Raw genomic sequence first — 24987 nt, 5'->3', positions numbered from 1 at the left:
ATGTCTCCGGGAGAAGACGCGTCCCATGAAGATCGAAACCGTCGATTTTTTCTATCTGGCCATGCCCGAGATCACCACCGCGGCAGATGGCAGTCAGGATGCGCTCGTCGCGCGCGTGACGGCCGGCGACCATGTCGGCTGGGGCGAGTGCGAGGCCTCCCCGCTGCCTTCCATCGCCGCTTTCGTCTGCCCGATGTCGCATGGCGCCTGCCAGCCGGTGCGCAATGCCGTGCTCGGCCAGCGGCTCGAAGGGTCGCGGGATATCGCCCGCATGGCGGCGCAGGTTGAATATGACAGCATGGACCTCCTGCAGGCCGCGCATACCTGGTCGGGTATCGAGATGGCGCTGTGGGACCTTCTCGGCAAGGCGCGCGGCGAGCCGGTGTGGAAGCTGCTCGGCTATGAGCGCTCCTGCCGGAAAACCCCCTATGCCTCGCAACTGTTCGGCGACACGCCGCAGGAGACGCTTGAGCGCGGCCGGCGCTCACGCGCCGAGGGCTTCCGGGCGGTGAAGTTCGGCTGGGGCCCGATCGGGCGCGGCGCGCTCGCGGTCGACGTCGATCATTTCGTCGCAGCCCGCGAGGGCCTCGGCAGCGACGGCATCCTTCTCGTCGATGTCGGCCAGATCTTCGGCGAGGATGTGGAGAGGGCGGCCGAGCGCCTGCCGGCGCTGGAGGCGGCGCGCGCCACCTGGCTGGAGGAGCCGTTCGCCGCCAGCGCCTATGGCGAATATGCCGCGCTCGCCGCGCGCAGCACGGTGAAGATGGCCGGCGGCGAGGGTGCCCACAATTTCCATATGGCCCGCAACCTCATCGACTATGGCGGCATCGGCTATGTGCAGATCGATTGCGGACGCATCGGCGGCATCGGACCGGCCAAACGGGTGGCGGACCACGCTCGGGCGAAGGGCGTCACCTATGTGAACCATACCTTCACCTCCAATCTCGCGCTCAGTGCGTCGCTCCAGCCTTTTGCCGGCGTGGAGGAGGCGACGATCTGCGAATTTCCGGTGACGCTGCAGCCGCTCGCCCTGGACCTGACCGCCAGCCACATCCTGCGCGACGCCAATGGCGAGATAGCCGCGCCGGATGCGCCAGGCCTCGGGGTCGAGATCAACCCCGCCGCTCTGGACCAATACAGGGTCGACGTGGAGATCATCGTCCGGGGCCGGACCCTGTTCCGTTCGCGCATGGGGGAGGGCAGCGGCAAGGCGGAGCAGTCGGTGATGGACGCGACGGCATGAGGCGAAAGGGGCAGGGCGGATGACGACGACCGGACCGTGCTCGCCGCGCCCGACATTCCGGGTCGCGGCGCAAACCGACGATGTGCTGGGCGAGGCGCCCTTGTGGCATCCCCTGGATGGCTGCCTGTACTGGCTCGACCTGGCCGCCGGCCGCCTGCACCGGATGAACGCCGACGGCCGGATCGACAGCCGCCGGATCGATCGTCCACTGCCGCTGGGTGCCATCGTCGCCGGGCCATCCGCCGGTCGCCTCGTCCTCAGCGCCTGCGACGGCATATGGCTCTATGACTGGGCGGGCGACACGCTGACGCCGCTCTGCCATCCCGAAGCGCAGCGCGGCGGGATCGGCTACAACGACGCCAAGGTGGACCGCTCGGGACGCCTCTGGATCGGCACGAGCGATCTCGCCGAGAGCGATCCGCGTGGCGCCCTGTGGTGCTGGGCGCCGGGATCCGCTCCCGTCTTGGCGGATGCCGGCTTTGCGGTGGTGAATGGTCCAGCCTTCTCGCCCGATGGCCGCACTCTGTATCTCAGCGACAGCCTTGCCCGTCGGATTCTGGCCTATGATCTGGCGCCGGATGTCGCCGAACTCCGCAACCGCCGGGTCTTTGCGGAGATGGCGGTCGACGAGGGATATCCAGACGGACTGACCGTCGACGCGGACGGAGGCGTGTGGGTGGCGCACTGGGATGGCTGGCGCGTCACCCGCTTCTCACCGGAAGGCGAGCGAACGCTGGTGATACCGCTCACGGTGCCACGCCCCACCAGCGTTGCCTTCGGAGGGCAGGACCTGGCCATTCTCTTCGCGACCAGTGCGCGGCTGGAGCTTGCCGCTCCCTTGCTGGAGGCGGCCCCGCTTTCCGGCTCGCTTTTCGCCCTGAAGACGGGTTTCACGGGGATATCCGAGAAGACGCTGATGATTGACTGACGCCGCCGCCCGCCGCCTTGTTCGTCAGCTCTGCAACGGCAGCGACGGTTCCAGTTTCCCGAGCCGCGCGGTCTCCACCGCACGCGCCTTGAGCGCCTCTTCCAGCGTTACGGCGGCGAAGCGCACGGGCTGGTGCGGCTGCAATTGCCCAATCAGGTCCATGTCGGCCGAGATCACCGTGCCGATCATGAAATAGCCGCCGCCCGACACCGCGTCGCGGTGCAGCACGATCGGCTCGGTGCCGCCCGGCACCTGGATCGAGCCGTAGGGATAGCAGCTGTCGACGATGTTGGAGGGATCGGAGCCGGCGCCGAACGGCTGCTGGCGCGGCACGAAGTCGAGCTTCTTGCCGCCGCGGAAGCGGTAGCCGATCCGGTCCGCCTCGGGAGCCACCTTCCAGGCATCCTCGAAGAAGCCGGCCTGCGCCTCCTCGGTGATGCGGTGCCAGTAGAGCCCCGGCAGCACGCGGATTTCCACCCCGCTCTCCTGCGACGGCCGGCGCCCGTCGGGCGGCAGCGTCGCGCCCTCGCGTCCGGTGGTCGTCGGCGCTCCCAGCGGCACCACGTCGCCCGCCTTCAGGGCCCGGCCCTCGAAGCCGCCCAACGCCCCCAGCGCATAGGTCGAGCGCGAGCCGAGCACTTCCGGCACGTCGACGCCGCCATTTATCGCGATATAGGCCCGCGCGCCGGCCTTGAGGAAGGCGAAGGACAGCACCTGCCCGGCCTTCACGGCCAAAGCGGTCCACAGCGGCTGCTCGACGCCGTCGAGCTTGGGCGGCAGCTCGGCGCCGGTGATGGCGACGAGCGCGTCGGCGGAAAACCGCAGTTCCGGGCCGAGGAACACCGCCTCCAGTCCGGCCGCGCCGTCGGGATTGCCGACCAGGCGGTTGGCGGCGATCAGCGCGAAGCGGTCCATGGCGCCGGAGAGCGGCAGGCCGAGATGATAGTAGCCCGGCCGGCCGAGGTCCTGCACGGTGGTGGCAAGGCCGGGCTTGACGACCTCGAAGGAACGTTCAGCCATTGAGAGCCTCCAGCAGCTTGGCGTTGGTGCCGTCGGGATCGGCGGTGAAAGCGTCGAGGGAGAACGGCACCGGCCTGATCTTCGGCTCGAAACGCCCCTCGTCGATTGCCGCGACGGTTTCGTCATATTCCTCGCGAGCGATGGAGCGGAACTTCAGGATGTCGCCGGGGCGGAAGATCATCAGTTCCCTGAGGTAGCTGATCTTTCCGGTGGGATCGTAGATCGGCATCGGGGTGACGCCGAACATCTGGTAGCCGCCGGCACCGCGCACCGAATAGATGCAGCCGAAGCAGCCGCCATGGCCGATGGTCAGGCGCGGGGTGTCGGTACGCGGACGCAGGTATTTCGGCACCTCGATCTGCTTGGCCCGCTCCACCAGCTGGTAGGTGAAGGGCAGGCCGGCGACGAAGCCGACCATCGAGACGAACCAGGGCGAGGCGGCGTGCGCCGCGACGAAGCTCGCCACGCTCTCGTAATTGTTCACCCGCGCCGCATATTGCAGGTCGGTCGAATCCGGGTCCTGGTGGCGTTCGCGGAAGCGCATCAGCGTCTCGTTGGTCCACGGGTCGTCGTAGAGCACCGGGATCTCGATGATGCGGGTGGCGATGGTCTTCTCCGCCGCCTCCGCCGCCGCCTCGAAGCTCCTGAGCTCGGCCATGAGGTCCTGCGGGGCGATGATGTCGGGGTCGAACTTGATCTGGAACGATGCGTTGGCCGGGCAGATCTCGGTGACGCCGGCAATGTTCGCCTCGCGCACCGCGGTGGTCATGGACAGGCTCTTGAAGAAGGCCTCCAGCGACATCTCCTCGTCGACCTCGACGAAGATGTGCTCGTCGCCACCGAATGAATAGCGCGTGTGCATCCCGGTCGATCCTTCAGGCTGGGGTGGCAATGACGGGCGGGGCGGGCACGGCGGGCGGCGCGGCCAGGGGCGCGTCGGCGAGCCACGCTTCCAGCCAGCGCGTATGGACCGCGCCAGCCCTCACCGCCGGATCGGCGGCGAGCGCGCGGTGCAGCGGCGCGGTGGTCGGCAGCCCCTCGATCGTCAGCTCGCCGAGCGCACGGTCGAGCCGGGCGATCGCCGCGGCGCGGCTCTCGTCATGGGCGATGAGCTTGCCGAGCAGCGAATCGTAGAAGGGCGGCACCGTGTAGCCGGCATAGAGCAGCGTGTCGAAGCGCACCCCGAAGCCGCCCGGCAGCGCGAGCCCGCTCACCGTGCCGGGGGAGGGCCGGAAGTCGGCGGCTGGATCCTCGGCGCAGATGCGCGCCTCGATCGCGTGCCCCTTCAGCGCGATGTCGTCCTGGCGGTACATCAGCTTTTCGCCCATCGCGATGCGGATCATCGCGCGCACGAGGTCGATGCCGGTCACCATTTCGGTGACGGGATGCTCGACCTGGATGCGGGTGTTCATCTCGATGAAGAAGAACTCGCCGGTGGCGTCGTCGAACAGATATTCCAGCGTGCCGGCTCCGCGATAGCCCACGCGCTCGGCGAGCCGCACGGCGGAGGCGCACAGCTCGGCGCGCTGCCCGGGCGTGAGGCAGGCGGCCGGGGCCTCCTCCCACACCTTCTGGCGGCGGCGCTGCAGCGAGCATTCGCGCTCGAACAGGTGGACGGCGTTCTCGCCGTCGCCCAGCACCTGCACCTCGATATGCCGGGCGCGGCCGATGAAGCGCTCGAGATACAGCCCGCCATCGCCGAAGGCGGCGCGGGCCTCGCCGCTCGCCTGCGGGAACAGGGTCGCGAGCTCCGCCTCGTCGCGGGCGACGCGGATGCCGCGCCCGCCGCCGCCGGCCGCGGCCTTGATCATCACGGGATAGCCGATGCGCGCGGCCTCCGCCTTCGCGGCGTCGAGATCGGCGACGACGCCCTCCGTGCCCGGCACGGTCGGCACGCCGGCGGCCTGCGCCTGCTGCCGGGCGCGGGCCTTGTCGCCCATCTGGCGGATGGTCTCGGGCGTCGGCCCGATGAAAATGAGCCCGGCCGCCTCCACCATCTGCGCGAAATCGGCATTCTCGGACAGGAAGCCATAGCCAGGATGCAGCGCGTCGCAGCCGCTCTCCAGTGCCGCGCGCACCACCGCCTCCTTGTTGAGATAGGACTTGGTGGCGTGGGCGGGACCCACGGGGGCGACGGCATCGGCGAGCCTGGCGGCGAGCATGTCGCCATCGGCCGCGCTCACCGCCTGCACCGTTCTCAGCCCCAGTTCGCGGGCCGCGCGGATGATGCGCACCGCGATCTCGCCGCGGTTGGCGATGAAGATCGTCGAGAGGCCCATGGTCAGGCGTCGAGATCGTAGAGCGGCTGGCCGGCCATCACCGCGTCCTCGTTTTCCACGTGGAAGGCGGCGAGCGTGCCGGCCTCCTCGGCGACGACCGGCGTGAAGGACTTCATCACCTCGATCAGGCCGATCGTGTCGCCGACGGCGACCGCATCGCCTTCCAGCTTGAAGGGCGGCTCGCCGGGCGCCGCCGCCCGGTAGAAGGTGCCCGGAAGCGGCGCCTGTATCGTCTTTGCCATCGCGTTTCGTCCATCGAAGCTGCGGTTCATCGCTGCGGGAAGAGTTGCAAAAGACGTTCCGGTCGAGAAATAGCATTAAGGAATTCGGGACATCAGAAAATCAGATAGCATGCCGCCGCGCCGCCTGCGGGTGCCGAGGACGCCATGTCGATTTCGTTGAAGCAGATCCGCTATTTCGTCGCCGCCGCCGAGACCGGGCGGATCAGCCAGGCCGCGGTCGAGCTCAATGTGTCGCAGTCGGCGGTCACCGCGGCCATCCAGCAGCTGGAGGCGATGCTGGGCGCGCGGCTGCTCGAGCGCACCCCCACCGGGGTGAGCGTGACGCTGGAGGGCAGCCGCTTCCTCTCCCAGGGCCGGCAGATCCTCACGGCGGTGGCGGAGGCGGTGCGCGACGCCCGCCATTCCACCACCCCGATGGCCGGTACGGTGCGGGTCGGTGTGACCTATACCGTCTCCGGCTATTTCCTGCCGCGCCACCAGATGCGTTTCCAGTCGAGCTTTCCCGGCATCACCATCGATCTGTTCGAGGCGCCGCGCTCGGTGGTCGAGCAGGCGCTGGTCGACGGCGCGCTGGACGTGGCGGTGCTGCTGGTCTCGAACCTTCAGGATAGCGAGAATCTGGCCAGCCAGCTGCTGTTGCGCTCGGCCCGGCGGCTGTGGCTCGCCCCGTCCCACCCGCTCACCCGTCTCGAGCGGGTGCGCCTCGCCCATATCGTGCGTCACCCCTATGTGATGCTCACCGTCGACGAGGCCAAGCACACGGCGCTGCGCTACTGGACCGCGCAGGGGCTGGAGCCAAGCACCATCTTCCGCACCTCCTCGGTGGAGGCGGTCCGCTCCATGGTGGGGGGCGGCATGGGCGTGACCATCCTGTCCGATCTCGTCTACCGGCCCTGGTCGCTGGAGGGGCAGCGCATCGAGGTGCGGGACGTCGCCGACGACGTGCCGAGCATGGATGTCGGCCTTGCCTGGAAGCGCGACGTCGGCTTCACCCCCGCCGTGCAGGCCTTCTGCGACTTCCTGCGCTTCGCGGTGGCCGGCCACACCGCCGGGCGCTCCGCCGCCGCCGGCGAGCCGCGCGCCGTCGCGGGCGAGCCGTATCACGGGGACATCGAAAATTGAGATATCGGCTTCCGCTTAATACGATTTGACGCTTGCCGTCCCGCTTCGCCACGCTTTGCGACGTCGTGAGGCAAGTGGAGAGCCGGGCATGGGTGTGGTGATCAATTGCGACATGGGCGAGGGGTTCGGCCTGTATCGCTGCGGCGACGACGCCGGCATCATGCCGCATATCGATATTGGCAACGTCGCCTGCGGCTTCCATGCCGCCGACCCCATGGTGATGCGCGAGACGGTGAGCCTGGCGGTCGAATACGGCGTGGCCGTCGGCGCCCATCCTTCCTTCCCGGACCTGCAGGGCTTCGGCCGGCGCGACATGGCCATGACGCGCGAGGAACTCGCCGCCTGCGTCCTCTACCAGATCGGTGCGCTGAAGGCGTTCCTCGACGATGCCGGCCTCCCGCTCAACCATGTGAAGCCGCACGGTGCCCTCTACGGTGCCGCGATGCGCCGGGAGGACGTGGCGCAAGCCGTGGCCGACGCCGCCTCGGTCTATCGCGTGCCGGTGATCGGCATGGCCGGCACGCTGCACGAAGAGGTCTACCGCAGCCGTGGCCTCACCTTCGTCTCGGAATATTATGCCGATCTCGACTACGACCCCGCGGGCGCTCTGCTGATCACCCGCGAGCATCCGGCGCGCGATCCCGTTGAGGCGGCGCGCCGGGCGGTGCGGATGCTCACCGAAGGCAAGGCGACGACCATCGACGGCCGCGACTTCGACATGAAGGCCGACACGATTTGCATCCATTCCGATACGCCGAACGCGGTAGAGTTGGCCCGCGTCTTGAAAGAGGCGGTGCGGCCCTGGCTTGCCGGATCGCCGGCCGTCGAGGCCGGGGTCCGGTAGGGACGACCGGTGCCTGTGGACATGCCGAGAGGCAGCGTCCGGCCTGAACGTGCCTGTTGAACCCGCGCCGGCGCATCGCGGATGCGCGAGGGTGCCGGCCCCCGGAGGGCGTCCCGCATTTGAAATCGGAGGAGCGTGACATGCGTGCCAGCTACTCGACCGATCAGGCAGCGCCGATGCAGAGGCGCCAGTTCTGGAAGGACGCCGTCTCCAGGACTTATTTCCCCCTCGATCTGCGCTTCGCCTCGGGCGATACCTTCTCCGGCAGCCTCGGCGCCTGGTCGCTCGGGCCGGTCTCGGTCTCGCGCAACGTTTCGGACGGCCTGCTCTACCGCCGTCATGAACGCCATCTCGTCGCCGAGCGCGAGGAAAGCTATCTCATCACCGTTCCCGAGCTTGCCGAAATCCGCTTCGAGCAGGACGGACGGCAGGTGCATTGCCGGCCGGGCGCGTTCCTCATCGAGCGCAGCCATCTGCCCTACGAGTTCAGCCATAGGGACCCGGCGGCGCTGTGGGTGATGAAGGTGCCGAGCGCCGTGCTGCGGGCCCGCATCGCCCGGCCGGAACGCCTTGCCACGCTGCAGTTCGATGCCACCCGCGCGGTCGGCGCCATGTTCGTCGACATGCTGCGCCTGACCGGGGCGCGCATCGACGAAATGAACGAGCCGGCCCGCGCGCTGCTCGGCAAGCAGCTCGTCGACCTGCTCGCCATGGCGATCGAGGCGGACGAGCGGGTGCTCGCTGGAAGTTCCTCCACGGTGCGCAACGCGCATCTGCACCGCTGCGAGCATTTCGTCCGCGCGCGGCTGGGCGACATGCGGCTTTCGCCGCAGATGGTGGCCGAAGGCTGCGGCATCTCGGTGCGCTACCTGCACCAGATCTTCGAGGCCGAAGGCATCACCGTCGGCGCCTATATCCGCAACCAGCGCCTGCTCGCCAGCGAGGCGATGTTGCGCGATCCGTACTGCCGCAAGTCCATCTCCGAAATCGCCTATGAATGGGGCTTCGGCGACCAGGCTCAGTTCAGCCGCAGTTATCGTGCCCGTTTCGGCTGCACGCCGAGCGAGGCGCGCGCCGCCTCCCGTTCCCCCGCAAACTGATCGCGGGGGCTCTTCCCACCCCAAGGTTCAAAGCATGCTTCCCAATTCGCTGCACAGTCTGGACGTTGCCCACCACATCCATCCCGTCACCAATCTGCGCCGGCATGAGCGCCAGGGGCCGATCGTCATCGACCGCGGCGCGGGCATCTATGTCTATGACGACGAGGGGCGCGAATATATCGAGGCGATGGCGGGGCTGTGGAGCGTCGGCGTCGGATTCGGCGAGCCGCGCCTCGTCGCTGCGGCGACCAGGCAGCTGGAGAAGCTGCCCTATTACCATGTGTTCTCGCAGAAGGCGCACGCTCCCTCGGCGCTGCTCGCCGGCAAGCTGGCGGAACTCGCCCCCGCCGGCCTCGACCGCGTCTTCTTCACCAATTCCGGCGGCGAGGCCAACGACACCGTCATCAAGTTCGTCTGGTACTACAACAACGCTCTGGGCCGGCCGGAGAAGAAGAAGTTCATCTCCCGCGAGGGCGCCTATCACGGCATCACCATCGCCGCCGCCAGCCTCACCGGCCTGGCCGGCAACCAGAAGGGCTTCGATCTGCCGCTGCCCTTCGCCCGCCACGTCTCGCGCCCGCACCATTACCGCAACGCCCTGCCGGGCGAGAGCGAGCGGGCCTTCGCGGAGCGGCTCGGCCAGGAACTCGAGGACATGATCCTTGCCGAGGGGCCGGAGACGGTCGCCGCCTTCATCGGCGAGCCGCTGATGGGCGCGGGCGGCGTCATCGTGCCGCCCGAGGGCTATTGGGCGAAGGTGCAGGAGATCTGCCGGAAATACGACGTGCTCATCGTTGCCGACGAGGTGATCAACGGCTTCGGCCGGCTCGGCACGATGTTCGGCTGCGAGGCGCTCGGCATCGCGCCGGACATTCTCGTCTGCTCCAAGCAGATCACCTCCTCCTACCAGCCGCTCGCCGCCATCCTCATGAAGGATTCCATCTACCAGCCGATCGCCGACTACTCGGAGAAGCTCGGCGTGTTCGGCCATGGCTACACCACGGGCGCCCATCCGGTGGCGACGGCGGTGGCGCTGGAGAACCTCGCCATCATCGAGGAGCGCGGCCTCGTCGCCCGCGCCGCCGCGATGGGTGAATACATGCGCGCCGGCCTCGCCCGCTTCGCCGGCCATCCGCTGGTGGGCGAAGTGCGCGGCATGGGCCTCATCGCCGCGGTCGAGCTGGTGGCGGACAAGCGGACCAAGGCGCGTTTCGACCCGGTCGGCAAGGTGGGGCTCCGGCTGTTCGACCGCGCGCACGACCATGGCCTGATCATCCGCGCCATCGGCGACACGATCGCCTTCTGCCCGCCGATGATCATCACCGAGGCGGAAATCGACGAGATGCTGCGCCGGTTCGAGGCCACGCTCGACGAGGTCACCACCTGGGTCGAAGCCGGCATGCCGGACGCCTGACCCCGCACGGGGCGTGCACGCCGCCGCCTGCCACGGATCGGCGGCGTCCGCCGCCGCCGCTTTCGCCTGCCGCCGCTCGGGGCGTCGTCCGGCGCTCCGACCCGCATGAGAATGCCCAATCGCGAGGCAGGCCCGGCATGCGCCCGAAAAATGGCCTCCATTCGCTCTGTAGCGCAAATTTTTCTGCACTCAGCGCCAAGAGCCGCGGGCGCAAAGCACGTTTAATCCCTTCGACTGCTCCAACATTCCGCCGCCGGCCGACTGGGGACGAGGGCCCGGATCACCGATCCGGCCGCTCGCCTGCAGGGGCGTTGCGTGCGGGTGGAGGGGCGTGTGCGAAAGGAAGCGCTGCCGTGCAGAATCTCCGCGTGGCCGTCGATGTAGGCGGCACCTTCACCGACATCTGCATCATGGACGAGGCGACGGGCCTCATCCGCATCGAGAAGACCTCGTCCACCCGCGATCCCATCGACGGGATCATGAGCGGCGTCGAGAAGGCCGGTATCGACCTCTCGCAGGTGGCGCTGTTCTCGCACGGCACCACGGTGGCGACCAATGCGCTGATCACCCGCCGCCTTCCACGCGCCGCCGTCGTCTCGACCAAGGGCTTCCGCGACGTGATCGAGATCCGCCGCGCCAACAAGGAAGACCTGTGGGACGTCTACAAGGACGTGGTGCCGCCCTATGTGCCGCGCCGCGACCGGCTCACCGTGCCCGAGCGCATCGATGCGGCCGGCCGGATCGTCGAGGCGCTCGACGAGGACGCCGCCCGCGACGTCGCCCGCATCCTGAAGAAGCGCGGCGTCGCCGCCATCGCCGTCTGCTTCATGAACGCCTATCTCAACGGCGCCAATGAGCGGCGCATGCGCGAGATCCTCAAGGAGGCGATGCCGGACATCCCGGTGTCGATCTCCTCGCAGGTGCTGCCGGAGATCTTCGAGCACGAGCGCTTCTCCACCACGGTGGCCAACGCGGTGGTGAGCCCGGTGGTGGTCGACTACACGACCCGGCTCGGCGACCGGCTCGCCGATGGCGGCTACACCCGCGATCTCCTGCTGCTCCACACCGGCGGCGGCGTGATGACGCCGGCCAGCGTCAAGGATTTCGCCGCCCGCCTCGCGGGATCGGGCATCGCGGCGGGCGCCATCGCCAGCCGCTACATTGCCGGGCTGTGCGGCTTCCCGAACTCCATCGGCCTCGACATGGGCGGCACCTCGACCGACGTGTCGCTCGCCTATGACGGCCAGTCGCGCGTCACCAAGGATTGGTACATCGAATTCGGCTACCCGATCCGCTTTTCCTCCATCGAGGTGCTGACCATCGGCGCCGGTGGCGGCTCGCTCGCCTGGACCGATCCCGCCGGCGGCCTGCGCAACGGCCCGCAATCGGCCGGCGCCTATCCCGGTCCCGCCTGCTACGGCAACGGCAACGCGCAGCCTACCAATACCGACGCCAACGTCACCCTCGGCCGCCTCGGCACGTCGCTGGCCGGCGGCAAGGTGCAGCTTGACGCCGAACTCGCCCGCAGCGCGGTGGAGGAAGGCGTCGCCAGGCCCTTCGGCCTCGGCCTGCACGAGGCGGCGGATGCCATCGTCAAGGTCGCCAATGCCAACATGTCGGATGCGGTGCGGCTGATCTCCATCTCGCGCGGCTACGACCCGCGCGACTTCGCTCTCGTCGCCTTCGGCGGCGCCGGAGCGCTGCATGGGGTGGACGTCGCCCGCGAGCTTTCGATTCCAGTGGTGATCGTGCCGCCCAATCCCGGCGTCACCTCGGCTTTGGGCTGCCTTTTGGTCGATATGCAGCACGATTTCTCGCAGAGTTGCATGGTCGCTGCCGACGAGGCCGATCCGGCGGCCATCGAGGCGCAGTTCGCCGAACTGGAGAAGGAGGCGATGGCGCGGCTGACGCATGAGGGCGTCACTGAAGCCGACATCGTGCTGCAGCGTTCCATCGACATGATGTATCGCGGCCAGTGGCGCTCGTTGGCGGTCAATGCGCCGCGCCCGATCGGCGCCATCGCCGACCTGGTCGGCAGCTTCCACGCCGAGCACCAGCGCGAATACAACTTCCGCCGCGACGACGCGCCGGTGAGCTTCTTCCGCCTCAACCTCAAGGCGATCGGCGTGGTGCCGAAGGCCGAGCTGGCCATCCATGCCGCCACCGGCGCCACCCCCGCGCCGGTCTCCCACCGCCGCGTCTGGTTCGACGGGGAGGGGCTCGATACCCCGGTCTACGACCGCGACGACATGCCGTGCGGCTTCGTCTTTCAGGGGCCGGCCATCGTCGAGCAGCTCGATTCCACCACCGTCGTGCCGCCCGGCGCCCGCGCCGAGGTCGACAGGTTCCTCAACATCATCATCCGCGTGAAGGGCTGAGACCGATGGCCGAGCTCGATCCCGTGACCTTCGAGGTCCTGAAGAACTCCTTCATCACCAGCGTCGACCAGATGGGCGAGCAGATCCTGCGAACCTGCTACTCCTTCGTGATCTACAATCACGACTTCTCCAGCGCGCTGCACGATGCCAATGGCGAATGCGCCGCCCAGGGCAATGCCGACATCGCCGTGCATGTCGGCACGCTCCACTTCACCTGCAAGGAAGTGATGCGCCACTTCGACGGCGACATGCACGAGGGCGACGTCTACGCCATCAACGACCCCTATGCCGGCGGCACCCACTTCTCCGACGTGCGTCTCATCCGGCCGATCTTCGCCGACGGCAAGATCATCGCCTTTGCGCAGTCGAACGGCCACTGGTCGGATGTCGGCGGCTCGGTGCCCGGCTCGTTCGACGTCTCCGCCAAGGAGATGTTCAAGGAGGGCCTGCGCATCACCCCGGTGCGGCTGTTCGACAAGGGCCGCTTCGTGAAGGATGTCGCCCACCTCATCGCCTCCAACACCCGCGACCCGGCCTCGATCATCGGCGACATCCAGGCGCAGGCGCAGGCCACCGCGGTGTGCGAGCGCGAGATGCTGCGGCTCGTCGGCAAATATGGCCGCGAGACGGTCGAGACCGGCCTCGCCGCCGTGCAGGATTATGTCGAGCGCTCGGCACGCCAGCGCATCGCCGCGCTGCCGGACGGCGAATGGGAGACGGTCGACTTCATCGACCGCGATCCCGCGGGCGGGGAGGGCATGATTCCCATCCGCATCAAGCTCATCATCAAGGGCGACAAGGCGATCTACGATTTCACCGGCAGCCACCCGGTGATCGGCTCCATCTACAACTCCGCCTTCGGCACCACCTTCTCGGCGGTGGCGGCCGGGATGAAGACCTTCTTCCCCGATTTGCCGCTCAATTCCGGCTTCTACCGCTGTTTCGAGATCATCGTCCCGGAAGGCTCGATCGTCGACGCGCAATGGCCGGTGGCGGTGACGGGCTTCCTGATGCCGTTCGAGAAGATCATGAACTCGATCTACGAGATGTGGTCGAAGCTGATGCCCGAGCGGGCGCTCGCCTGCGCGTTCAACCTCGAATACCTGCTCACCGGCGGGCGCGATGCGCGCACGCCCGACAAGCCGATCTTCATGTTCTACGACTGGCTGCCCGGCGGCTGGGGCGGGCGCAACGGCAAGGACGGGGCCAATGTCACCACGGCCTGCTTCGGCACCGGGATGATGGCCCAGCCGGTGGAAGGCCAGGAGCGCGCCAACCCGATCCTCACCACCGAATGCGAGATCCTCATGGACTCGCCCGGCCCCGGCAAATGGCGCGGCGGCGCCGGCGTGGTGAAGACCTCGGCGATGCTGGCGGCGGAGAAGACCGTCATCTCCTACATCTGCGACCGCGAGCGCGCGGTGGTCTGGGGCATCGAGGGCGGCCTGCCCTCCATGCCGCACGGCCTCACCCTCAGGCGCGCCGGGGCGAACGAGGAGGAGCGGCTCGGCTCGATCTTCTCCGACGTGCCGATCGGCGAGGGCGACGTGTTCTCGCGGCCCACCGCCGGCGGCGGCGGCTTCGGCGACCCCTTGGAGCGCGATCCCGCGCGGGTGCTGGAGGACGTGAAGGACGACTACGTCTCGGTCGCGCGCGCCGCCAGGGACTACGGCGTCGTCATCGAGACCGTCGACGCCGAGCTCTGCGACTATGAGGTGGACGTGCCGGCGACGGAGGCGCTGCGCGCCGCGCAGCGGGGCGTGCGTGTCGCCGAGGCCCGCATCGACCCGGAAGCGGTGGCCGCGCGCTACCGGGCCGGAGAGATCGACGCGCTCGACGCCATCCGCCGCCATGCGGTGATCCTCGACTGGGGCACCGGCGATCTGCTGCCCGAATCCACCCGCCAGTTCCGCGAGGTGTTCGAGCGCCGTTCCGTCGCCAACTGGAGGAACTGATCCCCGCCGCCGCGCGGCGGCGCCGGGCCGTGCTTTCGCAAGGGGAGGGCGGGTCCGTTCTTCCCTTCCGCCAAAACCAACCAGAGGAAAAAACGACCATGTCCACCACCGCTACCCGCAGTCCGGCGCTTTCCCGCCTGAGGCAACGCGCCCTTGCCGGCGCCGCCCTGCTCGCCTTCGCCGCCTCTTCGCTCTCCCCCGCCGCGGCGGAGACGAAATGGTTCCCGATGAAGATCTACGACGCTTCCTCGGGCACGCCGAAGCCGGCGGAGTACACGCCGCTCGCGAAGGCCGAGAAGCCCTACAATATCTGCGTCCTGTTCCCGCACATGAAGGACAGCTTCTGGGTCGCGGTCGCCTACGGCATCGTCAAGCAGGCCGAGACCTCGAACGTGAACATGAATCTCTACGAGGCCGGCGGCTACGAGAACCTGCCCAAGCAGCTCTCGCAGTTCGATGACTGCGTGGCGGCCAAGGCCGACGCCATCGTCGTCGGCGCCATTTCCGGCGCCGGCCTGATGAAGAAGTTCGAGGAGGCCAAGGCCAAGGGCATTCCCGTGGTCGGCGTCACCAATCCGCTGCCGCCGAACGCGCTGCCGGCCGCCAACTATGTCGACTTCGTCGCCATGGGCGAGGTCACCGGCGAGGGCCTGCTCGCGCAGTCGAAGCCGGGCGAGGAGCTCAACATCGTCACCTTCCCCGGCCCGGCCGGCTCGGGCTGGGCGGAATCCTTCAACGAGGGCTTCAAGAAGGCGGTGGCCAAGAACCCGAAGGCCAAGATCCTCGGCGAGAAGTTCGGCGATTCCGGCGTCGCCGTGCAGCTCCAGCTGATCCAGGATGCCCTCCAGGCCTATCCCTCGATGAACGTGATCTGGGGCACCGCCCCCACCGCCGAGGCCGCCATCGGCGCGGTCGCCGAGGCCGGGCGCTCGGACATCAAGGTGATCTCCTCCTATGAGAACCAGGCGATGCTCGACGCGCTCAACCGCGGCGACATCCTCGCCTTCGCCACCCAGTACCCGGTCGGCGAGGGCGCCATCGCCATCGATCAGGCGGTGCGGCTGATCGAGAAGAAGCCGGTGATGGGCCTGGTGCAGCCGGTGGCGGCGGTGATCGACAAGTCGACGGTGCCGAACCTGCAGATGGACCTCGTGCTCGCCCCGGCGAGCTGGAGCCCGGTCTACTCCGTCAAGGCGAAGTAGGGCCCCCGCGGGCGCCGCGTCGAGGACCTGTGCGTGCCTCCCCCGCGCACGGGTCCTCGCACGGCCCGGGAACGGCTTCGATCCCGTTGAGAACCCGGGGAGTTGGCGCTCATCTTACTCTCCCTCTCCCCGTCGGGGAGAGGTGGCCCCGCGAAGCGGGGTCGGTGAGGGGCGACGATATCGGGAAGCCAGGAAGACCCCTCACCCCAACCCTCTCCCCCACGGGGAGAGGGAGAAGGGGCCGTAGGAGAACGGATGAACATCAGCGTAGAGGCCCGAAAGGCCGCCCCCCTGCTGGAACTGAAGGGCATATCCAAGCGCTTCACCGGCGTGCGCGCGCTCGACCATGTCGACCTCGACGTGCGGGCGGGCGAGCTGCACGTGCTGTTCGGCGAGAACGGCGCCGGCAAGTCGACGCTGATCAACGTCATCGCCGGCACCTTCCCGCCGGACGAGGGCGGCTTCCGCTTCGACGGCGAGGAGATCCGCCACCTTTCCCCGCAGCGGGCGCGCGCCATCGGCATCAGCCCGGTGTTCCAGGAATTCTCGCTGGTGCCGAGCCTCACGGTGGAGGAGAACCTGTTCCTCGGCCGCGAGATCTCGGCCGGCGGCGTGCTGCGCGCCGGGGCGATGCGGAAAAAGGCCCGCGCGCTGATCGACGAGCTCGGCTTCGACCTCGATCCGGGCCGGCGCGTCGACGACCTCTCGCGCGCCCACCAGCAGATGGCGGAGATCGCCAAGGCCCTGCTCGGCAAGGTGCGCCTCCTGATCCTCGACGAGCCGACCGCCTCGCTCACCGAGCGCGAGACCGGCCGCCTGTTCGAGCTGATCGCCCGGCTGAAGGCGCAGGGCGTCGGCCTCATCTATGTCTCGCACCGCATGCGCGAGATCCGGGCATTGGCCGACCGGGTGACGGTGCTGCGCGACGGACGCCACATCCGCACCCTCGACGCGGCGAAGGTGACCGATGGCGAGCTGGTCGAGCTGATGACCGGCCGGCGCATCGACGTGCTGTTTCCCACCATCCCCCACGCCCCCGCCGAGGTGGCGGTGGACGTCGAGAGCCTCACCCTCGCCGACGGCTCGGTGCGGGAGGTGAATTTTCATGCCCGCGCCGGCGAGATCACCGGCATTGCCGGCCTGGTCGGCTGCGGCAAGTCGGAGCTGGTACGGGCGATCTACGGGCTGGAGCCGATCGTCGGCGGCACGCTGCGCATCGGCGGCACGCCCTATGACGTCCCCGTCCCGCGCGCGAGCCTGACGCGCGGCATCGCCTATTTCCCGGCCAACCGGGTGGCGGAGGGCCTCGCCCTTTCACGCCCCATACGGGAGAACGCCTCGATGACGGCGCTCGACCTGCCCGCGTTCGCCCGCTTCGGCCTGCTGCGGCAGGGCGCCGAGCGCGGCCTCGTCGGCGCGGCGATGGAGCGGCTGAAGCTGCGCCCGCCCAATATCGAGCGGCCGGCCGGCGCGCTGTCCGGCGGCAACCGCCAGAAGGTGATGCTGGGCCGGGCGTTGACCCGCGACCTCAAGGTCTTCCTGTTCGACGAACCGAGCGTCGGCATCGATGTCGGCGCCAAGCTCGAGGTCTATGAATTCATGAAGCAGCTGGTGAGCGAGGGGGCGGCGGTGATCGTCGTCTCCTCGGAACTGCCGGAGGTGCTGGCGCTCTCCAACCGCCTCTATGTGATGCATCACGGCCGCATCGCCGCCGAGCTGGCGGGCGCGGACAAGACCGAGCAGAACGTGCTCGCCTCCTTCTTCAAGGAGCATCTGGCGACGGAGGCGGCATGAGCGCGCACGCTTCGGCCTCCCTCGCTGCCCGTCCCGGCATCGCCGCCTCCTATGGCCGCAGCCTTCTCGGCCGCATCGGCTTCCTGCCGGCGCTGCTCGTGCTGGTGGTGGTCGGCATGTCGGCGACCGACCCGCAATTCTACGGGCCGATCAACATCCTCAACATCCTGCGCAACGCCGCCTTTCTCACCATCGTCGCCTGCGGGCAGGCGCTGGTGATCATCGGTGGCGGCTTCGACCTGTCGGTCGGCGCGGTGGTGGCGCTGGCCAGCGTGGTGACGGCGAAGACCATGGCCGCCACCGCCGCCGCCTTTCCCGGCAATGACGTGCTCGCCGTTGCCTGCGGCGTCGTCGCCGGGCTCGGCAGCGGCGCGGCGGTGGGCATCGTCAACGGTCTGTGCGTCGCCCGGCTGAAGGTCTCCGGCTTCGTGGTCACGCTCGGCACCATGTCGGCCACCGCCGGCGTCGCCTTGATGATCACCTCGGGCATCCCGGTCTACGGCATGCCGCAGAGCTTCGTGCGCGAGTTCGGCCGCGCCCAGTTCCTCGGCCTGCCGACCGCGATCTATGTCGCGCTCCTCGTGCTGGCGGCGGTGGTGTTCGTGCAGCGGCGCACCCTGTTCGGCCGCTATGTCTACGCCATCGGCGGCAATGCCGACGCCGCCATCGTCTCCGGCGTCGGCATCCGCCGGCACATCGTCGGCACCTATGTGCTCTCCGGCGTGCTCGCCGCGCTCACCGGCATCCTGCTCACCGCCCAGGTCGGCTCCGGCCAGGCCAGCTTCGGCGGCGACCGCATGATGCTGCAATCGATCGCCGCCGCCGTCATCGGCGGGGTCAGCCTGCGTGGCGGCATCGGCCGGGTGGAGATCGTCGCGGTGAGCGCGCTGTTCCTCACCATTCTCGGCAACGCCCTCAACCTGCTCCACATCGATTCGCGCCTGCAACCGGTGTTCCTCGGCGTCATCATGGTGGCGGCGGTGGCGCTGGACGAGCTCGGCCGGCGGAGGAAGTCCCGTGTCTGACCTCTCCACCCCCGCCGTCCCGGCGCCGGCCGAGCGCCGCGCCGCCCTCATGTCGCTGCTGTGGCAGGCCGCGCTGCCCATCGCCCTCGTCGTGCTGCTGCTCGGCTTCGCGGCGGTGGATTCCGCCGTGCTCACCCTGGGCAACCTCGTCAACATCGCGCAGCAGGCGAGCTATCTCGCCTTGTTCGCCATGGCGCAGACGGTGGTGATCCTCACCCGCGGCTTCGACCTCGCCCTGGGGCCGACCGTGTCGATGGTCAGCGTCGGCTCCGCGCTGGCCATGGCGGCCGGGGTCGCCGGCGGGCAGGAGCCCGGCACCGTGCTGCTGATGGGGCTGGCGGCGGGCTTCGCGCTCGGCGCCGCCTGCGGGCTCTTCAACGGCGTGGTCGTCGCCTGGCTCGGGGTCAGCCCCTTCGTGGCGACGCTCGGCAGCTACAACATCGCCATCGGCGTCGCCACCACCCTCTCGGCCGGCCGGCCGGTGCAGGGCGTGCCGGACCTGTTCTCGTGGCTGCTCTATGGCGGCAGCCTGTTCGGCGTGCCGGCGGCGATCGTCATCGCGGTGCTGGTCGGCATCGGCCTCCACCTCTTGCTGACGCGCACCGTCTATGGCCGCGCGCTCTACATCATCGGCACCAACCCCCGCGCCGCGGCGGTCGCCGGCCTGCCGGTGAAGCGCCTGCTGGTCGCCACCTATGTGCTGTGCTCGGCGCTGGCCGCGCTCGGGGCGCTGATGATGACGGCGCGCACCGGCTCGGGCGAGCCGAACCTCGGCGGCTCGCTGTCGCTGCAGGCCATCGCGGCGGCGGTGGTCGGCGGCACCAGCCTGGCCGGTGGACGCGGCGGGGTCGGCACGGCGGTGGTCGGCGCGCTGTTCGTCACCATCCTGTCGAACGGCATGAACCTCGCCCGCATCGACGGCTATGTGCAGATGGTGGTGCTCGGCGCCATCGTCATCGCCGGCGTCGTGCTCGACCGGCTGCGGCTGGAGCGACGCTGATGCACGAATTCGGCCCGATCGGACAGATCACCCTCATCGTACACCTCACCATACCGACCATACACCTCACCATACTGACCGGACACGCCCGGCGACGGCCTACGGAGGTATCTCGATGACGCCGTCGCCCCATCCCTCGCTCTATGTCGCCCCCTCCCTCGATACCGCCCTCGATGCCCTTGCCGAGCGCGGCACCGAGGGTGCCCCCCTCGCGGGCGGCACCTGGATCATGCGCGCGCCCATCCGCCACGAGCGCATGAGCCCCGCCTATGTCGGGCTCGGCCGCGTGGCGGAACTGGGTCGGATCGAGCTGCGCGACGATCATGTCGCCATCGGCGCCGGCGTCACCCATGCGCGCCTTGCCGAGACCTTGAGCGACCTGCCGGACCTGCGGGTGCTCGCGGAGGCGGCCGGCCGCTCGGCCAATCCGGCCGTGCGCCGGGCGGCCACGCTGGGAGGCAATCTGTGCACCGCCAGCTTCGCGGCCGCCGACCTCGTCCCGGCGCTTCTGTGCCTCGACGCCGAGGTCGACATCGCCGCGCGCGGCGGCATCGAACGACTGACGCTGGAACGGTTTCTCGCCCTTCGCCCGTCGCTTGGGCCGGGGCGTCTGCTGACGCGGGTCCGGGTTCCGCGCTCGCTCGCCCGTAGCGCGCATGCCCGTCTCCCGCTGTGCAAGGCGGGGGACTATCCGACCGCCATTCTCAGCTTGTCGGTGAGGTGCGACGCGGCCGGCCGCGTCGTGCAGGCGCGCGTCGCCGTCGGCTCGGTGGAGCCGGTCGCCCGCCGCTGGCCTCATTTCGAGGACGCGCTCATCGGCGCCCCGCTCGACGCCGCGTCGGCCCAGCGCGCCGCCGCCGACCTCGCCGGGGAGTTCGACGGACGCGACGGCATCGATGCGCCGGGCTGGTACCGCGTCGGCGTGCTGCCGGCGCTGGCCCGGCGCGCCGTGGCGGCGCTTCACTGAACACGACAGGAGGTCATGATGCCGATCGACATGACGGTGAACGGCGAGGCGAGATGTTCCGCCCGTGACCCGCTGACCCCGCTCATCGACGTGCTGCGGGACGAGTTCCACCTCACCGGCGCCAAGCCGGTGTGCCGAGAAGGGTTCTGCGGCGCGTGCACCGTGTTGGTGGACGGCGAGCCGACGGCGTCCTGCCTCATCCCCGTCGCCATGGCCGGGGGCCGCGATGTCGTCACCATCGAAGGCATCTCGGCCGGCGGCCGCCTCAATGAAGTCCAGGCACGGCTCGAGCAGCACGACGCCGTGCAGTGCGGCATGTGCTTTCCCGGCATGGTACTGACGCTGAGCCATTTCCTCGAGCACACGCTGCGGCCGAGCCGGGACGATGTCCGCGCGGCGCTCACCGGCAATATCTGCCGCTGCACCGGCTATGAGCGCATCGTCGAGGCGGCGATGGCCGTCGCCGGCGCCCGCGTGGAGATGCGCCGATGACCGTCGATGCCGTGATGGAGTTTCGCCGCCGCGATGCCCGCGACAAGCTGACGGGGTGCACCCGCTACACCATCGACCGCGCCGCGCCGGGTATGCTGCATGCCTCCGTGCTGCGAGCGTCGGTAGCGTCGGGGTGTCTCGTGAAGCTCGACACGTCGAAGGCGGCCAGTCTGCCAGGCGTGCGCGCTGTGGCCACCGCTGCCGATGCGCCGGGTCGCGTCGGTATCGGCGTCGCCGATCATTCGCTCTTCGCCGATGGCGTGGTGCGTTATGTCGGCGAGCCGCTCGCCGCCGTGGCCGCCGACACGCCGGAGCAGGCGCAGGCGGCGCTGGCGGCGATCGAGGTCGTGATCGAGCCGCTGCCGGCCGTCGTCACCATGGAGGAGGCGCTGGCACCGGGCGCCCACCTCGTACACCCGGCGTGGCAGGACTACGAGGTGTTGCTGGAAGGCGGCGCCCGCGCCGGCAATGTCGCCTGGGAGGCGACGGTCGTGCGCGGCGATGTCGACGCCGCCTTCGCTCGGCCGGATGTGACCGTGGTCGAGAGCTCGTTCCGCGTCGGCCGGCAGAACCACATGGCGTTCGAGCCGCGGGCGGCCGTGGCACGCTACGAGGAGGGCCGCTTCCATATCGAGACCTCCACACAGGTGCCCTGGACGGTACGCAACGCCACGGCGCGCTTCCTCGGTGTGCCGGCCTCGCAGGTGCGAGTGACGGTGCCGCCGGTGGGAGGCGCCTTCGGACTCAAGTTCGACATCGCCATCGAGCCCTTCGCCGCGCTGCTGGCGAAGATGAGCGGCCGGTCGGTGCGGCTGGTCAACTCGCGCGAGGAGGAGATGCTCACCTGCCTGTTCCGCGAGAATGCCGAGATCCGTATCCGCTCGGCGGTGACCCGCGAGGGCGAGATTGCAGGGCGGGAGGCGGTGGTGCTGATGGATTGCGGCGCCCATGGCGGCGAGCAGATCTTCCTCACCACCATGACCGCCCACACGCTGGGCGGGAATTACCGGCTCGGCGCGACCCGCCTGGTGTCCCGTGCCGTCTACACCAACACCGCGCCCAACGGGGCCTTCCGGGCGTGCAACGGCGTCTACAACACCTTCGCACTGGAGCGGCACACCGATGAGATCGCCGCCGCCATCGGCATGGACCCGCTCGAATTGCGCCGGCGCAACGTGCTCGGCGACGGCGATCTCGGCGCCACAGGCCAGGTGTTCGAAGGAGAGGTGCTGCGCCCGATGCTCGCGCGCATGGAGGCCCTGTGCGCCGCCGCGCCGCCGCGCAAGGCCGATGACGGGCGCCTCTACGGTCGCGCGACAACGGTAGGCACCTGGTTCGTCTTCACGGGCCCCTCTGCGGCGACGGTGAACATGAATGCCGATGGCAGTGCCACCCTTGTCACCTCCGGCGTCGAGATCGGCTCCGGCTCGATGATGCAGAGCCTGCCGCAGATCGTAGCCGGAGCGCTCGGCATCCGCCCGGAGGAGGTGGTGGTGCGCCAGGCCGACACCGACGCCGCCGGTTACGATGTAGGCGTAGGCGGCGGCCGACAGACGGTCTCGCTCGGCGCCGCCAGCCTCGCGGCGGCGCAGGAAGTGCGGGCCAAACTCATGGCGGTCGCGGCGCAGATGCTGGATGCCAACCCCGACGACCTCGTGATGCAGAATGGACGGATCGAGATCGCCGGCCCCAACGGCGCCGGTTTCAGCATTGCCGACGTGACGGCACGGGCACAGACCCTGCTGGGACCGATCGGCGGCACCGGCGCCTCCACCCGCGAGGGTGTACCCGCCATGCCGGGCTGCGTCGCCGGTCACTTCATCGACGCGCTCGATATTCCAGTCTTCGCCGTTCATGACTGCGAGGTCGCGGTCGATCACGACACCGGCCATGTCGAAGTGCTGAGTTACCGTGTCGTGCAGGATGTGGGACGGGCACTCAACCGCAGCGCCATTGGCGGCCAGATCCAGGGCGGCGTCGTGCAAGGCCTGGGCTATGCGCTACACGAAGAGGTGTCGATCGACGCCCAGGGCCGTATCCGCCAGAGTGGTTTCGAGACCTACCGCGTACCGCTTGCTTGCGATGTGGTGCCGGTCGAGGTCGATCTGTTCGAGGGCGCGCCCTCCCTCGGACCGCTCGGCATCAAGGGCGCAGGCGAGGTGCCGATCCTCAATGTGGGGGCGACGGTGGCCTGTGCGGTAGCAAATGCCACCAGGAGGCGCGTGCAGGAACTGCCGCTGACCCCACCTCGCGTCCTTGCACTGCTGCTCGGCCGCCAGCCGGAGTTCACCTTCCCTCATATACTGCCGGCATGGGCCGACAATCTGGTACTTCCGCACAGCCCGCGACTATAATCTCAGAGCGATCATGGAGGGTGTTTCAACCTGCTCCACGCGATCGCGACCGTTACGAGCACAACAGCTTCGACCGGTTCCGGGCTCCGCCAGGGACCGGTGTTGGACAGTCTGACCGGCAGTGCCGTGAGAAGCCGCGCCTGGCGCGAGGCCGCGTTCACACTCAGTCGGCGACCTCTCCCGTGCGAGCCAGTTCTTGCCACTGCGCCAGCGTGGGCGTGGGCATGTCGAAGCGGTCGCGAATGGTCGAGCAGGTCGAGCCGCCGAGCCGCGCTATGGCATCGAGCCGGCCGGGATCGACCCGCAGCCGGTCGGCATCGACCACGTCCGCTCGATAGTGCGCGTAGACGATCTCGCCCAGGATGATCTGCCGCGACTTGCCGAGTTCCAGTGTCAGGTGGCGGCGGCATTCGAAGGCCGCAGGTGCCTCCCTGATCCAGGGCGAGGCGACCTTTTCACCACGCATCGCGGTGAGGCCGGCGGCGGCCAGTTCGTCGGTGCCCGAAGGGAAGCCGACCGCGCAGACATGCATCGCCTCGGCAATGGCGTGGGAGACGATGTTCACCGTGAACACCTCGGTGAGACGGATGTTCAGCGCGGTGTCCTTGAAGGACATGTCCGGGTGGTTCTCGACGCCCAGCGCGAGGATCGGGGGATCGGCCGACAGACAGTTGAAGAAGCTGAACGGGGCCGCATTCACCCGTCCCTGCGGATCGACCGTCGTGACCAGCGCGATGGGCCGCGGCACGATGGTGCCGATCATCAGCTTGTAGCGCTCGCGCTCGCCCATCGCCTGGAAATCGAAGGCGACGGAGCCCGTTTCTGGGTCGCGAATGATGCTCATATTCCCACCCCCTTGATGCGCGCCGCATAGGGCGCGAGTACGTCGCGTATGTCGCGCTCCTGCTTTGCCTGGAGCAGGGCGCGGCTGGCGACGGAGGCGACATGGTGATCCATGAGGTGGGACGCCTTCGCCGTGTCGCCGGCGACGAGGGCATCGACGATCTCGATGTGCTCGTTGACGCCGCAATCCGACGAGTGCGGGCGACCATACATGGCGAGGATGAGCGAGCAGCGCGATACCACCTCGGTCACATAGCGGACGAGAACGTGGTTGCCGGTGAGGCGTGCGAGAAGGAGATGGAATTCGCCGGCGAGGCGGATCGATTCCACCTCATTGCGACCCGAAACCTCCTGCTCGCGGCCGACATGATCGCGCAGTATCGCGATTTCATCCGGCTTCAGCTTGCCGGCGAGGCATTCGGTCACGATGCGCTCGAGGCCGCGGCGGACGACGAAGACATCCCGGCCTTCGTCGATGCTCGGGTTGGCGACGAAGGCGCCGCGATTCTGTTTCAGTTCCACAAGTCCCTCGACCGCGAGGCGGCCGAGCGCCTCGCGGGCGATGGTGCGGCTGGCACCGAAGGCATCGCCGATGGCGTCCTCCGGGAGCTTGGCGCCGGGCTGCAGGCGCTGCTCGATGATGGCTTGCCGAAGCGCCTCGTGGACGGCTCCGGTACGCGAGATCGTGGCGGCCTCCACGGCGGCAGGCGGACCCTTGCCCTTGGCGGTCGGGTCGTTGACGGAGCGCGAGGCCCCCTTCTTCAAACGCGTGATGCTCATGACTT

At 68.9% G+C, this 24987-nt stretch carries 21 protein-coding genes; 15 read left to right on the top strand and 6 right to left on the bottom strand.

Annotation, left to right across the window (positions count from 1 at the left end; genetic code table 11):
- The first annotated feature begins 25 nt into the window (after nt 1-25).
- Both AC1RU4_RS04085 and AC1RU4_RS04080 read left to right on the top strand, forming a co-directional pair.
- Nucleotides 26-1243 (top strand): mandelate racemase/muconate lactonizing enzyme family protein, encoded by a 1218-nt coding sequence (locus AC1RU4_RS04085; RefSeq protein WP_492889724.1) that lies wholly within the window; start codon nt 26-28, stop codon nt 1241-1243.
- Between the two features lie 19 nt (nt 1244-1262).
- Nucleotides 1263-2171: an SMP-30/gluconolactonase/LRE family protein gene (locus AC1RU4_RS04080; RefSeq protein ID WP_492889723.1), complete on the top strand. Its 909-nt coding sequence runs from the start codon at nt 1263-1265 to the stop codon at nt 2169-2171.
- Nucleotides 2172-2195: 24 nt separating this feature from the next.
- Here the strand turns inward: AC1RU4_RS04080 and AC1RU4_RS04075 are convergent, their stop codons facing one another.
- From AC1RU4_RS04075 to AC1RU4_RS04060, 4 genes are read right to left on the bottom strand one after another with little or no spacing between them, the layout of a single operon-like run.
- Nucleotides 2196-3191: a 5-oxoprolinase subunit C family protein gene (locus AC1RU4_RS04075; protein WP_492889722.1), complete on the bottom strand. Its 996-nt coding sequence runs from the start codon at nt 3189-3191 to the stop codon at nt 2196-2198.
- Nucleotides 3184-4053 (bottom strand): 5-oxoprolinase subunit B family protein, encoded by an 870-nt coding sequence (locus AC1RU4_RS04070; RefSeq protein ID WP_492889721.1) that lies wholly within the window; start codon nt 4051-4053, stop codon nt 3184-3186. The genes AC1RU4_RS04075 and AC1RU4_RS04070 overlap by 8 nt, the downstream gene beginning before the upstream one ends.
- A gap of 13 nt (nt 4054-4066) precedes the next feature.
- Nucleotides 4067-5470, bottom strand: coding sequence for an acetyl-CoA carboxylase biotin carboxylase subunit (locus AC1RU4_RS04065; protein ID WP_492889720.1), 1404 nt, complete (start codon nt 5468-5470; stop codon nt 4067-4069).
- A gap of 2 nt (nt 5471-5472) precedes the next feature.
- Nucleotides 5473-5712: an acetyl-CoA carboxylase gene (locus AC1RU4_RS04060; protein WP_492889719.1), complete on the bottom strand. Its 240-nt coding sequence runs from the start codon at nt 5710-5712 to the stop codon at nt 5473-5475.
- A gap of 144 nt (nt 5713-5856) precedes the next feature.
- Between AC1RU4_RS04060 and AC1RU4_RS04055 the strand changes: the two genes are divergently transcribed.
- The 13 genes from AC1RU4_RS04055 (at nt 5857) to AC1RU4_RS03995 (ending at nt 23359) form a co-directional block, all read left to right on the top strand.
- Complete coding sequence (locus AC1RU4_RS04055) at nt 5857-6834, top strand: LysR family transcriptional regulator (protein WP_492889718.1); 978 nt, start codon at nt 5857-5859, stop codon at nt 6832-6834.
- Between the two features lie 88 nt (nt 6835-6922).
- On the top strand, nt 6923-7678 hold the full coding sequence (pxpA, locus tag AC1RU4_RS04050) for a 5-oxoprolinase subunit PxpA (protein ID WP_492889717.1): 756 nt from the start codon (nt 6923-6925) through the stop codon (nt 7676-7678).
- A gap of 140 nt (nt 7679-7818) precedes the next feature.
- Entirely contained in the window at nt 7819-8778 is a 960-nt protein-coding gene (locus tag AC1RU4_RS04045) for an AraC-like ligand-binding domain-containing protein (RefSeq protein ID WP_492889716.1), read from the top strand.
- A gap of 34 nt (nt 8779-8812) precedes the next feature.
- Nucleotides 8813-10192 (top strand): aspartate aminotransferase family protein, encoded by a 1380-nt coding sequence (locus AC1RU4_RS04040; RefSeq protein ID WP_492889715.1) that lies wholly within the window; start codon nt 8813-8815, stop codon nt 10190-10192.
- A gap of 353 nt (nt 10193-10545) precedes the next feature.
- Nucleotides 10546-12570, top strand: a complete 2025-nt coding sequence (locus tag AC1RU4_RS04035; RefSeq protein ID WP_492889714.1) for a hydantoinase/oxoprolinase family protein — start codon at nt 10546-10548, stop codon at nt 12568-12570.
- Between the two features lie 5 nt (nt 12571-12575).
- Complete coding sequence (locus tag AC1RU4_RS04030) at nt 12576-14525, top strand: hydantoinase B/oxoprolinase family protein (protein WP_492889713.1); 1950 nt, start codon at nt 12576-12578, stop codon at nt 14523-14525.
- A 98-nt stretch (nt 14526-14623) separates the two neighbouring features.
- Entirely contained in the window at nt 14624-15727 is a 1104-nt protein-coding gene (torT, locus tag AC1RU4_RS04025) for a TMAO reductase system periplasmic protein TorT (protein ID WP_492889712.1), read from the top strand.
- A gap of 255 nt (nt 15728-15982) precedes the next feature.
- Nucleotides 15983-17521, top strand: coding sequence for a sugar ABC transporter ATP-binding protein (locus AC1RU4_RS04020; RefSeq protein WP_492889711.1), 1539 nt, complete (start codon nt 15983-15985; stop codon nt 17519-17521).
- Nucleotides 17518-18546, top strand: coding sequence for an ABC transporter permease (locus tag AC1RU4_RS04015; RefSeq protein WP_492889710.1), 1029 nt, complete (start codon nt 17518-17520; stop codon nt 18544-18546). Before AC1RU4_RS04020 ends, AC1RU4_RS04015 begins: the two co-directional genes overlap by 4 nt.
- Complete coding sequence (locus AC1RU4_RS04010; protein ID WP_492889709.1) at nt 18539-19546, top strand: ABC transporter permease; 1008 nt, start codon at nt 18539-18541, stop codon at nt 19544-19546. The genes AC1RU4_RS04015 and AC1RU4_RS04010 overlap by 8 nt, the downstream gene beginning before the upstream one ends.
- A gap of 115 nt (nt 19547-19661) precedes the next feature.
- Nucleotides 19662-20513 carry an FAD binding domain-containing protein gene (locus AC1RU4_RS04005; RefSeq protein WP_492889708.1) on the top strand — a complete coding sequence of 284 codons (852 nt, stop codon included), beginning with the start codon at nt 19662-19664 and terminating at the stop codon, nt 20511-20513.
- Nucleotides 20514-20531: 18 nt separating this feature from the next.
- Entirely contained in the window at nt 20532-21005 is a 474-nt protein-coding gene (locus tag AC1RU4_RS04000) for a (2Fe-2S)-binding protein (protein WP_492889707.1), read from the top strand.
- Nucleotides 21002-23359: a xanthine dehydrogenase family protein molybdopterin-binding subunit gene (locus tag AC1RU4_RS03995; RefSeq protein WP_492889706.1), complete on the top strand. Its 2358-nt coding sequence runs from the start codon at nt 21002-21004 to the stop codon at nt 23357-23359. The genes AC1RU4_RS04000 and AC1RU4_RS03995 overlap by 4 nt, the downstream gene beginning before the upstream one ends.
- 163 nt (nt 23360-23522) lie before the next feature.
- Here AC1RU4_RS03995 and AC1RU4_RS03990 read toward each other — a convergent pair whose 3' ends face one another.
- Both AC1RU4_RS03990 and AC1RU4_RS03985 read right to left on the bottom strand, forming a co-directional pair.
- Nucleotides 23523-24203: a flavin reductase family protein gene (locus AC1RU4_RS03990; RefSeq protein ID WP_492889705.1), complete on the bottom strand. Its 681-nt coding sequence runs from the start codon at nt 24201-24203 to the stop codon at nt 23523-23525.
- Complete coding sequence (locus AC1RU4_RS03985) at nt 24200-24982, bottom strand: GntR family transcriptional regulator (RefSeq protein ID WP_492889704.1); 783 nt, start codon at nt 24980-24982, stop codon at nt 24200-24202. Before AC1RU4_RS03985 ends, AC1RU4_RS03990 begins: the two co-directional genes overlap by 4 nt.
- Nucleotides 24983-24987 lie beyond the last annotated feature (5 nt).

The organism is Ancylobacter sp. GW821-FHT10E12, assembly GCF_058809335.1.
The sequence above is the reverse complement of the archived record's forward strand: the minus strand, read 5'-3'. Positions and strand labels throughout refer to the sequence as shown.

What these genes read in the sequence shown, in the direction of transcription:
- AC1RU4_RS03990 (WP_492889705.1), bottom strand. Translation starts at nt 24,203, where the DNA reads ATGAGCATCATTCGCGACCCAGAAACGGGCTCCGTCGCCTTCGATTTC.
- AC1RU4_RS04030 (WP_492889713.1), top strand. Translation starts at nt 12,576, where the DNA reads ATGGCCGAGCTCGATCCCGTGACCTTCGAGGTCCTGAAGAACTCCTTC.
- AC1RU4_RS04085 (WP_492889724.1), top strand. Translation starts at nt 26, where the DNA reads ATGAAGATCGAAACCGTCGATTTTTTCTATCTGGCCATGCCCGAGATC.
- AC1RU4_RS04005 (WP_492889708.1), top strand. Translation starts at nt 19,662, where the DNA reads ATGACGCCGTCGCCCCATCCCTCGCTCTATGTCGCCCCCTCCCTCGAT.
- AC1RU4_RS04040 (WP_492889715.1), top strand. Translation starts at nt 8,813, where the DNA reads ATGCTTCCCAATTCGCTGCACAGTCTGGACGTTGCCCACCACATCCAT.
- AC1RU4_RS04080 (WP_492889723.1), top strand. Translation starts at nt 1,263, where the DNA reads ATGACGACGACCGGACCGTGCTCGCCGCGCCCGACATTCCGGGTCGCG.
- pxpA (WP_492889717.1), top strand. Translation starts at nt 6,923, where the DNA reads ATGGGTGTGGTGATCAATTGCGACATGGGCGAGGGGTTCGGCCTGTAT.
- AC1RU4_RS04065 (WP_492889720.1), bottom strand. Translation starts at nt 5,470, where the DNA reads ATGGGCCTCTCGACGATCTTCATCGCCAACCGCGGCGAGATCGCGGTG.
- AC1RU4_RS03985 (WP_492889704.1), bottom strand. Translation starts at nt 24,982, where the DNA reads ATGAGCATCACGCGTTTGAAGAAGGGGGCCTCGCGCTCCGTCAACGAC.
- AC1RU4_RS04060 (WP_492889719.1), bottom strand. Translation starts at nt 5,712, where the DNA reads ATGGCAAAGACGATACAGGCGCCGCTTCCGGGCACCTTCTACCGGGCG.
- AC1RU4_RS04015 (WP_492889710.1), top strand. Translation starts at nt 17,518, where the DNA reads ATGAGCGCGCACGCTTCGGCCTCCCTCGCTGCCCGTCCCGGCATCGCC.
- AC1RU4_RS04000 (WP_492889707.1), top strand. Translation starts at nt 20,532, where the DNA reads ATGCCGATCGACATGACGGTGAACGGCGAGGCGAGATGTTCCGCCCGT.
- AC1RU4_RS04055 (WP_492889718.1), top strand. Translation starts at nt 5,857, where the DNA reads ATGTCGATTTCGTTGAAGCAGATCCGCTATTTCGTCGCCGCCGCCGAG.
- torT (WP_492889712.1), top strand. Translation starts at nt 14,624, where the DNA reads ATGTCCACCACCGCTACCCGCAGTCCGGCGCTTTCCCGCCTGAGGCAA.
- AC1RU4_RS03995 (WP_492889706.1), top strand. Translation starts at nt 21,002, where the DNA reads ATGACCGTCGATGCCGTGATGGAGTTTCGCCGCCGCGATGCCCGCGAC.
- AC1RU4_RS04070 (WP_492889721.1), bottom strand. Translation starts at nt 4,053, where the DNA reads ATGCACACGCGCTATTCATTCGGTGGCGACGAGCACATCTTCGTCGAG.
- AC1RU4_RS04020 (WP_492889711.1), top strand. Translation starts at nt 15,983, where the DNA reads ATGAACATCAGCGTAGAGGCCCGAAAGGCCGCCCCCCTGCTGGAACTG.
- AC1RU4_RS04075 (WP_492889722.1), bottom strand. Translation starts at nt 3,191, where the DNA reads ATGGCTGAACGTTCCTTCGAGGTCGTCAAGCCCGGCCTTGCCACCACC.
- AC1RU4_RS04045 (WP_492889716.1), top strand. Translation starts at nt 7,819, where the DNA reads ATGCGTGCCAGCTACTCGACCGATCAGGCAGCGCCGATGCAGAGGCGC.